Here is a 13,861-nt window from a genome sequence, read left to right as displayed (position 1 = left end):
CGGCCCGGTCCCGGACGGGCCGCTCCGGTGGGCCGGGTCACTCCTCGCGGGCGGCGGGCACCTGCGGCAGGCGCTCGGCCGCGACCACGCCCTCCAGGTAGCCCCGGGCCCGCTCGGTGCGCGGGTACGCCTCCAGCAGCTGCCAGAAACGGGGGCCGTGGCCGGGCACGAGGAGGTGGGCCAGCTCGTGCAGGAGCACGTAGTCGACGACGTACTCCGGCATGCCCTGGAGGCGGTGCGAGAGCCGGATGCTGCCTTCGGCCGGGGTGCACGAGCCCCAGCGGGTGTTCTGGTTGGTGACCCAGCGGACCGAGCGGGGGCGGGCGCGGCCGTCGAAGTACTGCTCGGACAAACGCTCGGCGCGTTCGGTGAGTTCCGCGTCCCCGAGGGTGCGCTTGCTCTCCTGGGCGGCCAGCTTGTCGAGCATGACGCCCACCCAGCGCTGCTCCTCGGCCTCGGACATCCGGGCAGGGATCAGGACGACCGTACGATCACCCTCGCGATAGGCGGATACGGTCCTGCGGCGGCGCGCGCTCCGGCGGACTTCGACGGCGCGCGGCGGTGGGTCGGCGGACACGCCACGACGTTACCCGGTGTCGGCGGCGGAAGTCCCGCGCGTCCGGGGTTCGAACACGGGCGGTTCGTCGTCGAACCCGAAAGGCATTCCTCTTCATCCCATATGCCGAACACCTCGTACCTGTGGACAACTTTCTGCGCGGTATCCGACGGAGGGGCATTGTTGCCGGGGAGCGAGAAATGGGACCGAGCTCGTTCGCACGGATATCGAGGGAGCGTTCATGTTTCCGAGGGTGAAGCCCGCGTTGGCGCGGGCCTGGCGCGATCTGCAGACGGTGCAGTTCGGGGTGACTCCGGCACACGCGGTGGTGCTCGGGCCCGTGGACACGGCTACGGGTGCGCTCATCGACCGAATCGACGGGACGCGGGGGATGGGTCTGCTGCGGGCCGAGGCCACCCGGATGGGGCTGCCGGAGGGGCTGGCCGACGCACTGGTCCGACGGCTGGCGGGGGCCGGTCTGCTCGACGACGCCACCGCGGGCGGGCCGCGGGCGCAGGCCCTGCGCAGCCATCCGGAGGCGCTGGAGCGACTGGGCCCGGACCTGGGTTCCCTCTCCCTGGTCCACCGCGAGCCCGGCGGGGACCTGCGGGGGGTCGCGGCGCGCCGGGCGATACGGGTCCGGGTGCGCGGGAGCGGCCGGGTGGGTTCGGTGATCGCGGCCGTCCTGGCGGGAGCCGGTGTGGGGCGGGTCGACGTGCTCGACGGGGGGCGGGTGGAGCCGGCCGACGTGGCGCCCGGCGGCCTGGGTCCCGCGAGCGTGGGCCGGATGCGGGCCGGGGCCGCGGCCTCGGTGGTCCGCTCCGCGGCACCCGGTCCGGGTCCGCGGGCCGGAGCGGAGGAGGGTCCGGAACCCGGGCTGGCCCTGGTCGTGGTCGCGCCGAGGGACGGGCTGCATGCCTGGGCGCCGGATCCGGACACCGCGGCCGACTGGGTCGCCTCCGGGATTCCGCACCTGTACGCGGGGGTGTTGGAGGGGACGGGGCTGGTGGGGCCGCTGGTGCTGCCGGGCACGACGGCGTGCGCCGGGTGCATGGAGCGCGACCGGGTGGACCGGGACGCAGCCTGGCCGAGGATGCTCGTGCAGTGGCGCTCGTCGCACCGCCGCCGCGGGAGCGCCGCCTGCGACCTGGGCCTGTCCACGGCGGTGGCCGGGCTGGCAGCAGCCCATGCGCTCGCCTTCCTCGACGGGCAGCTGCCCGCCTCCGCGGGCTCCCGCTGGGAGGCCGCCCTGCCCGGCCTTCACTGGGAGCCGACGGCGGTCCGCCCCCACCCCGACTGCCCCTGCGGGGCGGCCCCGGAGCCCGCAGGGCGACTCCGGTCGGCCGGGCGGACCACGGGAAGAGGATCGGGAGCGGACCCGCCCGGAGGGCCGTGACAGGATGCTCCGGACCGGAGGGCTTCTGCCGAACCGCCGCTCGCGGCTCAGCTGCCCGGGAAATGGAGGGGCGCATGTCTGATCTTCCCCGGAAGGCGGTCACCCGCACCGTCAAGCTGGCCGCGTTGCCGATCGGCATCGCGGGACGGGTCACCTGGGGGCTGGGCAAGCGGATCGGTGGCAAGTCCGCCGAGATCGTGGCGCGCGAGCTCCAGCAGCGCACAGCCGAACAGTTGTTCCGCACGCTCGGGGAACTGAAGGGCGGCGCGATGAAGTTCGGGCAGGCACTTTCGGTCTTCGAGTCGGCGCTGCCCGAGGAGGTCGCGGGGCCCTACCGGGCGGCGCTGACCAAGCTCCAGGAGGCGGCCCCGCCGCTGCCCGCGACGACGGTGCACCAGGTACTGACGGACCGTCTGGGGACGGACTGGCAGGACCTTTTCGAGGAGTTCGAGGACGAGCCGGCGGCGGCCGCCTCGATCGGGCAGGTGCACCGGGCGGTGTGGCACGACGGCCGTCAGGTGGCGGTCAAGGTCCAGTACCCGGGGGCCGGTGAGGCGCTGCTATCGGACCTGAAGCAGCTGGGCCGGTTCGCGGGGCTGCTGGGCCCGCTGGTTCCCGGCATGGAGATCAAGCCGCTGATCAAGGAGTTGCGCGACCGGGTGGCGGAGGAGCTCGACTACGAGCTGGAGGCCGAGGCCCAGCGGACACACGCCGACGCCTTCGTGGACGACCCCGATGTGATCGTCCCGGACGTGGTGCACCAGGGCGACCAGGTGCTCGTGACCGAATGGCTGGACGGGACCCCGCTGTCGGAGGTGATCGCCGACGGCACCGAGCAGGAGCGCGACCGCGCGGGGCAGCTGCTGGCCCGGTTCCTCTTCTCCGGTCCCGCACGCACGGGCCTGCTGCACGCCGATCCGCATCCGGGCAACTTCCGGCTGATAGCGGGGGCGGACGGCCGGATGCGGCTGGGCGTCCTGGACTTCGGCACGGTCGACCGGCTGCCCGGGGGCTGGCCCAGGCCGATCGGCAGGTCCCTGCGGATGACGCTGGACGGCGACGCCGAGGGGGTTTACGGCCACCTGCGCGCCGAGGGGTTCGTGAAGGACACCGTCGCCCTGGAACCGGACGCCGTCCTGGACTATCTGAAGCCGATCATCGAGCCGGCCGAGGCCGAGGAGTTCACCTTCACCCGGCCGTGGCTGCGCGGCCAGGCGGCACGGATCGCCGATCCGCGCTCCCCCGCTCACCAGTTGGGCCGACAGATCAACCTGCCGCCCTCGTACCTGCTGATCCACCGGGTAACGCTGAGCACCATCGGCGTGCTGTGCCAGCTGGGCGCTACCGTGCGACTGCGCGACGAACTGGACACCTGGCTGCCCGGGTTCGCGTCGGCCGAATGACGGCTTCGGCCGTCACCACCAGGAGGAGTCGAGCCTTCCCTCGATGGCCCTGAGGTTGGCGCGGGCGCACTCGACGCAGAAGTACTCCCTGGTCCCGTTCTCCACCGAACAGGTCCAGGTGGGCGGGGCTCCGCCGGGGGACCGTCTGCCGCAGCGCGCGCAGACGACGACGGGCTGGGCCTCGGATCCCGACGGGTCGGGTTGGGGAGTCGGCGTGTCCACCTCCGGACGATACATCCGCCGGGGGTGGCCGGGCCCGCGCAACGCCCCGGGGGGACCGGTCCGTTCGGACCGGTCCCCCCGGGGAGTGGCTTTCAGCTCTCAGTGCATGACGGCCATGGCCAGTGCGCGCCGGGCGCGCATCGAGACGCGCTCGGCCCGCCGCTGCATGCGGCGCGCGGCGACCAGGCGGACGGCGTGACGCTCGGCGTCCGCCTCACGCATGCGGTCGTCCATATGGGCGCGAGCCAGGGCTTCTGGGATGAGTTGCATTTCTCGGGTCCTGTTCTGACGCGAGGTGATCGCGCCGGTGGTGATGAAGTCTGCGTGGGCGGCGCCGTGGGGCTGCTCGCTCGTGGTGTGGGCGGTCATGAGGGCCTGCTTCAGGGGGTCGTGCGTGAGGGGGCGGTCGATGGTTCCGATGGCGGTCATGCCGAGACAACCGGGTTCTTGCGCGGACGGCCACGGGGGCGCTTCCGGGCTACGACGACACCCTGGACGAAGAGCTCGCCACCCCACACACCCCAGGGCTCGCGGCGCTCGACCGCTCCGGCGAGGCAGGCCTCGACCAGCGGGCAGGTACGGCAGAGGGACTTGGCGTACTCGACGTCGGCCGGGGACTCAGCGAAGAAGACCTCGGGGTCGAAGGTGCGGCAGGGAACCGGGACGCCGAGGTTCTCGATGGCGTCGTCGAGCGCGGTGAGCGCGGTGAGCGGGGTCAAGGCGTGGTCCTCCGGGACTGCGGGCGGGGAGATCGTTTGGGTCTGCGGTACGGACGGGGCGTGCGCTTCGAGTTGCACGGTGGTTTCTTCCTCGTCTTGTGCGGCTAGGCGTTCCGGCCGGTCGGCCGGGTTCGGCTGGTACCTGGTTCTGCCAGTCCCGAGGCCCCTTCTCTGCTGTAGCCCCCGGTCGGGGACAAACAGAAGGGCCGCGGATCCCGGGTGGGGTTCCGCGGCCCTGAAGGCGCCGGCCTGATCATGCGATCAGGCTGGATCACTCCAGGGTTCGAGCCCGCGGAAGGCCCACATCAGGTGGTACTGCTGCTTCGTCTGCTTCGTCAGGGATCCGGCACCGGCCGCGGCGGCGAATCCGTAGGCGCCATGCGCCTGGGCTTCTGCTGCCAGTACTGCCACCGGTGCCTGGGTCGGTCGCTCGTTGCGCTCACTGATCGCAAGGGTCGCGAGCAGGGCGGGGCGGCCGGCGGAAATCGCGGACGCACCGGTGCCCAGAGCGGAGACGGAACCGAGCAGGCAGGAGGCATCAACCGAGCGATCGGTCATTTTGGTGAAGGTCATGAAGCTGGTCACTGGTCTCGCCTCCTCTCGGCGTCTCGGGGACCCGGCCCGAGGGCCTGTCCCATGCGTATTCGGATAAGTACAGCACGGATCCGGGGCTTCGGAGAAGCCACCGTTTCCGTTGCTAAGAACCTATGGGTCTTCGCTGGGCATGTGCAAACTATTTTTCCGACGATTTTCTACGCGCCGTCAGGATCCCCCTCCTCATGCTCCTGACCTGCACAGATGGCCAGAACATCGGCTCCGTACCGGTCAAGCTTGCGACCACCCACCCCGGAGATCATCGCCAGCTCCCCCGCTTCGGAGGGCGCGGCCTCCGCGATCGCCATCAGTGTCTTGTCCGTGAAGACGCAGTAGGCGGGCAGGCCCTGCCGCTTCGACTGGACGGCGCGCCAGTCCCGCAGCCGCTCGTAGAGGCCTTCGTCCATGTCGGACGGGCAGTCCTCGCAGCGCATCAGCTTCAGCTCGCCGGCCTCGGTCAGCGTCCTGCCGCAGACCCGGCACAGCACCGGTGCGCGGCGGCCGCGCCCGGGGGCCGCCCGCTCGCCCGCGGAGCCCGTCCGGCTGCCCGGGGCCGCCGAGCCCGGCCGCAGACCGCTCAGGAAACGGCTGGGGCGCCGGGAGGCCCGCCCCCCGGGGGTGCGGGAGAGCGCCCAGGACAGGCTCAAGTGCAGCCGGGCCCGGGTGACGCCGACGTAGAGCAGCCGCCGCTCCTCCTCGACCTGGTCGTCGGTCCTGGCGTAGGTGATCGGGATCATGCCGTCGGTGAGGCCGACGAGGAACACCGCGTCCCACTCCAGGCCCTTCGCCGCGTGCAGCGAGGCCAGGGTGACGCCCTGGACGGTCGGGGCGTGCTGGGCAGCCCGGCGGTCGTCGAGTTCGACCGTGAGATCCGCCAGGGTGGCGCCGGGCCGACTGCGCGCGAAGTCCTCGGCGAGCCGCAGCAGCGCCGCCACCGACTCCCACTGGTCGCGGACTGCGCCGGAACCGGCGGGCGGCTGGGTGGTCCAGCCGATGGAGCTGAGCACCGCACGGACCTGGGAACCCAGGTCGACGACGTCGTCGAGCAGCGGGTCGTTCCCGCCCGAACGGGCCGCTCCGCGCAGCGCGAGGATGGCCTTCTGGACCTCCTGGCGCTCGAAGAACCGCTCGGCACCGCGCAGCTGGTAGGGCACCCCGGCGTCGGCGAGGGCCTGCTCGTAGACCTCGGACTGGGCGTTGATGCGGAAGAGCACGGCGATCTCGCCCGCCGGCACGCCCGCGGCGATCAGGTCGCGGATCCGGCGGGCGACGCCCTCGGCCTCGGCGGGCTCGTCCGCGTATTCGGCGTAGACCGGGTCGGGGCCGCTCTCGCGCTGGGAGACGAGTTCGAGGCGGTGCTCGGCCGCCCGCCCCCTGGCCTGCTTGAGCAGCCCGTTGGCGAGGTGCACCACCTGCGGGGTGGAGCGGTAGTCGCGGACCAGCTTGACCACGGTGGCCTGCGGGTAGCGCGTGCGGAAGTTCAGCAGGTGGTCGGGGGTGGCGCCGGTGAAGGAGTAGATGGTCTGGCTGGCGTCCCCGACGACGCAGAGGCTGTCGCGCTCGCCGAGCCACAGGTCGAGCAGCCGCTGCTGGAGCGGGCTGACGTCCTGGTACTCGTCGACGACGAAGTGCTGGTACTGGGCACGGATCTGCTCGGCGATGTCGTGGCGGTCCTGGAGGATGCCGACGGTCAGGAGCAGCACGTCCTCGAAGTCGATCATTCCGCGGTCGCGCTTGAGCTGTTCGTACGTCCCGTAGATCTGGGCGATCTCGGCCATGTCCCTGGGGGCCTCCCGGCCCGCCTTGAGGGCGGCCACCGGATAGTCGGCCGGCACCGTCTGGGTGACCTTGGCCCACTCGATCTCGCCGGTCACGTCGCGCAGCTCGCCCCGGTCGAGGCGGATGCGGCAGCGGGCGCCGGCCTCGGCGACGAGCTGGATCTTGCGCTCCAGCAGCCGGGGCACGTCCCCTCCGACGGCTTTCGGCCAGAAGTACTGGAGCTGGCGCAGGGCGGCCGAGTGGAAGGTCCGGGCCTGGACCCCGCCCGCGCCGAGCGCGCGCAGGCGGCCGCGCATCTCGCCGGCGGCCCGGTTGGTGAAGGTGACGGCGAGCACACTGGCCGGCATGAGCTGCCCGGACCGGACGCCGTAGGCGATGCGGTGGGTGATCGCCCGGGTCTTGCCCGTGCCGGCGCCGGCCAGCACGCACACCGGTCCGCGCAGGGTCGTCGCGACCTCGCGCTGCTCCGGGTCGAGGCCCAGGAGCACCGCGTCGGCCGAGTCCGCGGCGGCGGGGAAGGACGAGGAGTGCGTTGCTGCTGTCACTCCGCCATGCTGCCAGGTCGCGTGAGCCGGGCGGGAAATCCGTCCACAGGAGAGGTGGATTCGTCGTATCGGTCACACCGGCGGTACGGATGCGCACGTACGGGAATGGCCGTGCGGTCGCGTACGTTCGTGTACTCGGACCACAGAGCCTTCACGAAGGAGAGCGCACCATGCAGGACACGGGCACCGTGACGATGTACAGCACGACCTGGTGCGGCTACTGCCGTCGGCTGAAGACCCAGCTGGACCGGGAAGGCATCGCGTACAACGAGATCAACATCGAGCTCGACCCGGAGTCCGCGGCGTTCGTCGAGAAGGCCAACGGCGGGAACCAGACGGTGCCCACCGTGCTGGTGAAGTCCGCCGCCGGCAGCGAGTCCGTCATGACCAACCCGAGCCTGGCCCAGGTGAAGCAGGCCCTCGCCGTCTGAGCGGGCCCTCGGTCGTCCGCGGCGGGCACCCGCCGCCGAGGCGGGGCCCGCCGCTCGGCGCGGGCACCCGGGGCCCGGCCGGGCGCGGGCCCGGGGCGCAACGCTACGCCGCGGCCTTCGGCAGCGGCTCGCCGTACCAGAGCTCGACCAGCCGGGCCGCGATGGAGATGCCGGACGGGGGCAGCACCTCGCCCGACGCGAACGCCGCGCGCAGCTCGTCGCGGGAGAACCAGCGGGCCTCCTGGATCTCCTCGCCGTCCACGGTGATCTCGGAGCTGGTGGCGCGGGCGTTGAAGCCCAGCATCAGGCTGTACGGGAAGGGCCACGGCTGGCTGGCCACGTACTCGACCCGGCCGACCCTGACGCCCGCCTCCTCCCACACCTCGCGGACGACGGACTGCTCTATCGACTCGCCCGGCTCCACGAACCCGGCGAGGGTCGAGAAGCGGCCCTCCGGCCAGTGCACCTGCCGGCCCAGCAGCGCACGGTCGTGCTCGTCGGTGACCAGCATGATCACGGCCGGGTCGGTGCGCGGGTAGTGCTCGGCGCCGCAGGCGGGGCAGCGCCGGATGTGCCCGGCGGCGGCGACCACCGTGCGCTCCCCGCAGCGGGAGCAGAAGCGGTGCATCCGCTGCCAGTTCTCCAGGGCCACCGCGTTGACCATCAGACCGGCGTCGCGGTCGTTCAGCAGCAACCCGGCCTCGCGCAGCCCGGCCGGGCGGGCCGACTGGTCCATGCGGCCGGGCAGGGCGTCCTTCTGCAGCGCGAAGTACCGTACGCCGTCCTCGTCCGTACCCAGGAAGTAGCGGTGGGTCTCGGTGACCGGGGCCTCGAAGGCCGGGGTCATCACGATGCCGGTGCCGCCGTCGGGAGTGTCATCGATCAGCACCTGGCCGCCGGAGACGACGAAGACGCGGGTCGTCGGGTGGCTCCAGGCGGCGGCGAGCCAGGCCTCGTCGAGGCGGTGGTGCGCGGCGCGGTCGATCCCGCTGGGCGCGGTGAGCGAGAGAGGTCGCTCGGTATGGGTGCTCACTGGTACTTCCAACTCCCCCGGTGGTGGGACAGGCAGGCTCGGTACGACAGGTGTGTGGGCCGGTCAGGCGTGTGGGCGGGTCGTGCGGTGGCCGCGGAGGCCGTCGGCCAGGTCCCCCCAGAGGTACGCGGCCGTCTCGACGCCCTTGAGCAGCAGGTCCAACTCGACCTTCTCGTTCGGCGCGTGCCAGCCGTCGGACGGCACGGAGATGCCGAGGAAGAGGACGGGCGCGCCCAGGACGTCCTGGAGGTCGGCCGCGGGTCCGGAGCCGCCCTCGCGGGTGAAGCGGATCTTCTGGCCGAAGGCCCGGCCCATGGACCGTACGACGGACTGCAGGGCCGGGTGGTCCAGCGGGGTCAGGCAGGGGCGGGTCGGTGCCCCGAAGGTGATGGAGTGCCGGATCCCGTCCGGGATCCGGCTGGTGACCCACTCCCTGACCGCCGCCTCGACCTCGTACGGGTCCTGTCCCGACACCAGTCGGAACGACAGCTTCACGTGGGCGGAGGCGGGGACGATGGTCTTCCCGCCCGGCCCCTGGTAGCCGCCGCCGATGCCGTTGACCTCGGCCGTCGGGCGGGCCCAGACGCGCTCCAGGGTGGAGTAGCCGGCCTCGCCGGCGGCCGCGTGGGACTTGGCCGTGCGCAGCCACTCGGACTCGTCGAAGGGCAGCTCGGCGATGAGCGCGCGCTCCGCGTCGGTGAGCTCGGCGATGCCGTCGTAGAAGCCGGGGACCGTGACCCTGCCGTCGGCGTCGTGCAGGGCGGCGACCAGGCGAGCGGCGGCGGTGGCCGGGTTGGGCACGGCCCCGCCGAAGGCTCCGGAGTGGATGTCCTGGTCGGGACCGTGGAGGTCGATCTCGCAGTCGGCGACGCCGCGCATGCCGGTGCAGACGGTGGGAGTGGTCTCGGACCACATGCCGGTGTCGGAGACGATCACGACGTCGGCGGCGAGCTCGGCCGCGCGGGTCTCCACGAGCTCGCGGAAGTGGGCCGAACCGGACTCCTCCTCGCCCTCCACGATCAGCTTGAGGTGCACGGCGGGGGCGGCGGCGCCGGTGGCCGCGAGGTGCGCCCGCACGCCCAGCGTGTGGAAGAACACCTGGCCCTTGTCGTCGGCGGCGCCGCGTGCGTACATGCGGCCGCCGCGGATCACCGGCTCGAACGGGTCGGTGTGCCAGCCGTCCTCGACGGCGGCGGGCTGCACGTCGTGGTGGCCGTACACGAGGACGGTCGGGGCCTGCGGATCCTCGCTCGGCCAGTGCGCGTAGACGGCGGGAGCGCCGTCCGTCTCCCAGACCTCGGCGACCGGGAAGCCGGTCTCCTTGAGCTTCGCCGCGAGCCATTCCGCGCTGCGCCGCACGTCGTCAGCGTGCTCGGGCTGGGCCGAGACGGAGGGGATGCGCAGCCACTCGGCCAGGTCGTCGAGGAACGCGGCGCGGTGGGTGTCGATGTACGTGCGGACGGCGCTGTCCGGCTGGGTGTCGCTCATGCCCCGAGCCTAGCCGTCCGCCCGGTGGTCACCGCCGGTACCCGATTCGCCTTGGAGGATCCGCTCAAGGCGGGCCCTGCCGGGGAGGTCCCGCGGGCGGATCACACGGCCGCTGCGGACGTGCAGGAAGGCCGCGGTGACCCGGTCGAGCGGGGTGTTGGTGGCTTCGGCCCAGGCGAGGCGGTAGACGGCGAGCTGGAGCGGATCGGCCTCGGTGCTCCGGCCGGTCTTCCAGTCGACGATCTCGTAGCTGTCGATGCCGTCCTCGTCGGTGGTCCGGTAGACGGCGTCGATCCGGCCCCGGACGACTCGGCCGGCGAGGGTGAGCTGGACCGGTGCCTCCATGCGGTGGGGCGGGCGGTCCGCGTACGGGCTGCGCTCGAAGGCGGCCTTGAGGGCGTCGAGCTCGGCCTCGTCGGCGATGTCCTGCCCGGAGTCTGCGCCGGGGAGGTCGGCGACGGGGTCGAGGACGTCCAGGAAGGGCAGCGGGAGTTCGTCGAAGCGGGACTCGACCCAGGCGTGGAAGCGGGTGCCCTGACGGGCCGCGGGCTGTGGGGGCTTGGGCATGGGGCGGGCGAGGTCGCGGACGAAGCCCTGCTCGTCGGCGGCGAGCCGGAGCAGCTGGCTGGCGGAGAGCGCAGGGGGGAGCTGCACCTCGCGGACGGCCGCGCGGGCACGGCGCAGCTCGCCCTCCAGGGCGTCGAGGTCCCGATCCCAGGAGGCGATGGCCCGCGCCTCCTCGGGCGTGGGCCGCGCCTCCTCCGGGAGGGCGGGCACCACGGGCCGCGGCACGGAGCGCGACCGCGCCGCGGAGTCGGCCGCCCAGGCCTCGTCGGCCCAGGCGTCCTCCTCCCAGGCGTCCTCCTCCCAGGCGTCGTCTGCCCGGGCGTCGCGCGGCTGGGGCACGGCAGGCGGGCTCTGGCCCGCGGCGCGGTCGGCGTCGCCCCGGGCGTCGGCGGCGGGCGGTGTGTGCGGCCACGGGGTGGCGGCGGGGGCGCCCGGGAGGACGGCGCCGTCCCGGACCTCGGCCGGGCCCGGGTGGGGCTGCGACCACGGGTCGTCGGGCCAGGGCTCGTCGTCGTAGGCGGGATCCTCGCAGTCCGGGGGCCAGAGGTAGGCGTCCTGCGGTTCCGGCGGGGGCGGAGCCGCCAGGTAGGACTCGACCAGGGCGGCCGCCGCTCGGCGCAGGGCGAGGGAGTGCGGGTCGAGTGGCAGCGGCCAGGAGTGCTCGGCCGCGGCCCCGCTCGCGAGGGCCGGGTTCTCCGCGGTCGGCTCGGGCTCGTCCGCCCATGCCTCGATCTCGCCGTGGCCGGCGGCGCAGTGCTCGTACAGCGCGGTGAGGAACCCCGACGGCCCGCGGCGCTTCTTCTGGGTCGGACCCCACCAGTGGCCCGACGCCAGCAGCAGGGACCGGGGCCGGGTGAAGGTCACGTAGCCGAGGCGGAGCTCCTCCACCGACTTGTGGTGCTTGAGGGCGGCTTTGAAGGACTTCAGTCCGGCCGAGGTCCACGCCGGGTCCGCGGGCAGGGTGGGGGCGTCGCCGCGCAGCGCGTAGGGCAGGACCTTCGCGTACGAGGTCCAGGCCTCCGGCGCCTTCTCCTTGGGGAAGGACCCCGCGCACAGGTCTGGGACCACCACCACGTCCCACTCCAGCCCCTTGGACTTGTGGGCGGTCAGGACCTTCACGGTGTTCTCGCCGCCCGGCAGGGCGTGGTCGAGGCCCTTCTCGTACTGGACGGCCGTACGCAGGAACGCCAGGAAGGCCAGCAGCGTGGCCTCGCCGTCGAGCGCGGCGAAGCCGGCCGCGACGTCCATGAAGTTCGAGAGGGTCTCGCGCCGGCGGGCCGCCAGCGCGTGCGGAGAGGCGGACAGCTCCACGTCGAGGCCGGTGGCGGACAACACCCGGTGCAGGACGTCCATCAGCGGGTCCGCGAGGGACCGGCGCAGGTCGCGGAGCTCCTGTGCGAGGTGCGCGAAGCGGACTCGGGCCTCCGCCGAGAAGGGCAGGTCGTCCGGTGCCTGTTCGGCGCCGTCGAGGAAGGTCTCCAGGGCGTCGGCCAGGGACACGATCTCGGCCGGGTCCACGCCTTCCACGGCCGCCGCCAGCCGTTCGTCGGGGTCGGCCCCGGCCGGCGCCCGGCCCACCAGGAGCCGCGCCCGCCGGCCCAGCAGGGCCAGGTCGCGGGCGCCGATCCGCCAGCGCGGGCCGATGAGGAGCCGGACGAGGGAGGCGTTGGCGCCCGGGTCCTGGAGGACCTCGCAAACGGCCACGAGGTCGGCGACCTCGGGAAGGTGCAGCAGCCCGGACAGGCCGACGACCTCCACCGGGACGTCCCGGTCCACGAGCACGGCCTGGATCCGCGCGAAGTCACCGGCGGACCGGCACAGCACGGCGATCTCGCGCGGCTCCGTGCCGGTGCGGACCAGGTGGGCGACGGAGTCGGCGACCCAGTCGAGCTCCTGGGCGTGGGTCTCCAGCAGGGCGCAGCGGACCTGTCCGGCGCTCTCCGCGCCGGGCGCGGGGCGCAGTGCCTCCACGCCCTCGTGCAGGGCCCGCAGCGGGGCGGCGAGACCGTTGGCGAGGTCCAGGAGGCGGCCGCCACTGCGCCGGTTCTCGCTGAGCGAGAGCCGGGTGGCGGGGGTGCCGTCGGCGTGCGGGAAGTGCTCGGGGAAGTCGTCGAGGTTGGCCACGGAGGCCCCGCGCCAGCCGTAGATCGCCTGACAGGGGTCGCCGACGGCGGTGACCGCGTGGCCGGTGCCGGCTCCGAAGAGGCCGGACAGCAGCAGCCGCTGCGCGACCGAGGTGTCCTGGTACTCGTCGAGGAGAACCACCCGGAATTCCTCCCGCAGCAGCGCGCCGACCTCGGGCCGGGTCGTGGCGAGCTGCGCGGAGAGGGCTATCTGGTCGCTGAAGTCGAACAGGTCGCGCGAGCGCTTGGCGGCCCGGTAGCGGCCGACGAGCTCCAGCAGTTCGAGGCGGCCGCGCAGGGCCTCGGGCACCTTGCGCAGGTCCTCGTTGGTCAGCCGGGTACCGGCGAGAACGTCCAGCAGTGCGGTGTCGTACCGGCGCAGATGCTCGGGGTCGACCAGGTGCTCGGAGAGTTCTGCGTCGAGGGCGAGGAGGTCGCCGACGAGGTCGGGGACGGACTTGGTGAGCGCGGGGTACGGGCCGGGGGCGTCGCGCAGCACCTTCGCGGCGAGCTGGAACCGGGTGGCGTCGGCGAGGAGGCGGGAGCTGGGCTCCAGGCCGATGCGCAGGCCGTGGTCCTTGAGGAGCTGGCCGGCGAAGGAGTGGTAGGTGGAGATGCGCGGCTCGCCGCCGGCCGCCTCGGCATCGGCCGGGGAGGGGTCCGGGTCGGTGATGCCGGCCCGCGCCAGGGCGGTGCGTACGCGCTCGGACAGTTCGCCGGCCGCCTTGTTGGTGAAGGTGAGGCCGAGGACCTGCTCGGGCGCGACCGCGCCGGTGCCGACGAGCCAGACGACGCGGGCGGCCATGACGGTGGTCTTGCCGGATCCGGCGCCGGCGACGACGACCTGGGGGGCGGGCGGGGCGGTGATGCAGGCCATCTGTTCGGGCGTGAAGGGGATCCCGAGGAGCTCTTTGAGCTGCTCGGGATCGCTCAGTACGGACGCACGCGCGGACACGTGAAAAGGCTAGCCGTCCCCACCGACAGCCCCGGACCGCCGAAGCGGCC

At 73.2% G+C, this 13,861-nt stretch carries 12 protein-coding genes; 3 read left to right on the top strand and 9 right to left on the bottom strand.

Annotated elements, in window-relative coordinates; genetic code table 11:
- Window positions 1–37: 37 nt before the first annotated feature.
- Complete coding sequence (locus ACFW2G_RS14585; RefSeq protein WP_052030310.1) at window positions 38–577, bottom strand: M48 family metallopeptidase; 540 nt, start codon at window positions 575–577, stop codon at window positions 38–40.
- Window positions 578–797: 220 nt separating this feature from the next.
- Here ACFW2G_RS14585 and ACFW2G_RS14580 point away from each other — a divergent pair, with 220 nt between their 5' ends.
- Window positions 798–1,952: a ThiF family adenylyltransferase gene (locus ACFW2G_RS14580; protein WP_384453096.1), complete on the top strand. Its 1,155-nt coding sequence runs from the start codon at window positions 798–800 to the stop codon at window positions 1,950–1,952.
- Between the two features lie 74 nt (window positions 1,953–2,026).
- Window positions 2,027–3,355, top strand: coding sequence for an ABC1 kinase family protein (locus tag ACFW2G_RS14575; RefSeq protein WP_384584329.1), 1,329 nt, complete (start codon window positions 2,027–2,029; stop codon window positions 3,353–3,355).
- Between the two features lie 12 nt (window positions 3,356–3,367).
- Here ACFW2G_RS14575 and ACFW2G_RS14570 read toward each other — a convergent pair whose 3' ends face one another.
- From ACFW2G_RS14570 to ACFW2G_RS14550, 5 genes are all read right to left on the bottom strand, one after another.
- Window positions 3,368–3,577 carry a hypothetical protein gene (locus tag ACFW2G_RS14570; protein ID WP_037919579.1) on the bottom strand — a complete coding sequence of 70 codons (210 nt, stop codon included), beginning with the start codon at window positions 3,575–3,577 and terminating at the stop codon, window positions 3,368–3,370.
- Window positions 3,578–3,676: 99 nt separating this feature from the next.
- Entirely contained in the window at window positions 3,677–4,006 is a 330-nt protein-coding gene (locus tag ACFW2G_RS14565; protein WP_037919577.1) for a hypothetical protein, read from the bottom strand.
- Window positions 4,003–4,374 (bottom strand): WhiB family transcriptional regulator, encoded by a 372-nt coding sequence (locus tag ACFW2G_RS14560; RefSeq protein WP_037919572.1) that lies wholly within the window; start codon window positions 4,372–4,374, stop codon window positions 4,003–4,005. Before ACFW2G_RS14560 ends, ACFW2G_RS14565 begins: the two co-directional genes overlap by 4 nt.
- Window positions 4,375–4,557: 183 nt before the next feature.
- Window positions 4,558–4,869: a hypothetical protein gene (locus tag ACFW2G_RS14555; RefSeq protein WP_037920017.1), complete on the bottom strand. Its 312-nt coding sequence runs from the start codon at window positions 4,867–4,869 to the stop codon at window positions 4,558–4,560.
- 179 nt (window positions 4,870–5,048) lie between these two features.
- A complete protein-coding gene (locus ACFW2G_RS14550) occupies window positions 5,049–7,214 on the bottom strand; it encodes an ATP-dependent DNA helicase UvrD2 (RefSeq protein WP_384584332.1) in 2,166 nt (721 codons plus the stop codon).
- Window positions 7,215–7,384: 170 nt separating this feature from the next.
- On the opposite strand from ACFW2G_RS14550, the gene ACFW2G_RS14545 reads away from it, so the two are divergent.
- The gene (locus ACFW2G_RS14545) at window positions 7,385–7,645 is read left to right on the top strand and encodes a mycoredoxin (protein ID WP_030011087.1); all 261 of its coding nucleotides are present in this window, start codon (window positions 7,385–7,387) and stop codon (window positions 7,643–7,645) included.
- 103 nt (window positions 7,646–7,748) lie between these two features.
- Here ACFW2G_RS14545 and nudC read toward each other — a convergent pair whose 3' ends face one another.
- The 3 genes from nudC to ACFW2G_RS14530 are packed head-to-tail and all read right to left on the bottom strand — an operon-like array spanning window position 7,749 to window position 13,811.
- Window positions 7,749–8,690 (bottom strand): NAD(+) diphosphatase, encoded by a 942-nt coding sequence (gene nudC / locus ACFW2G_RS14540; protein WP_037919568.1) that lies wholly within the window; start codon window positions 8,688–8,690, stop codon window positions 7,749–7,751.
- A gap of 51 nt (window positions 8,691–8,741) precedes the next feature.
- Entirely contained in the window at window positions 8,742–10,166 is a 1,425-nt protein-coding gene (locus ACFW2G_RS14535) for a dipeptidase (RefSeq protein ID WP_384453084.1), read from the bottom strand.
- 9 nt (window positions 10,167–10,175) lie between these two features.
- Window positions 10,176–13,811, bottom strand: coding sequence for a UvrD-helicase domain-containing protein (locus ACFW2G_RS14530; RefSeq protein WP_384584335.1), 3,636 nt, complete (start codon window positions 13,809–13,811; stop codon window positions 10,176–10,178).
- Between the last annotated feature and the right edge of the window lie 50 nt (window positions 13,812–13,861).

It is taken from the genome of Streptomyces sp. NPDC058880, assembly GCF_042742535.1.
Lineage (GTDB): Bacteria > Actinomycetota > Actinomycetes > Streptomycetales > Streptomycetaceae > Streptomyces.
Note: the sequence above shows the minus strand (reverse complement) of the source record. Positions and strands in the feature narration are given on the sequence as shown.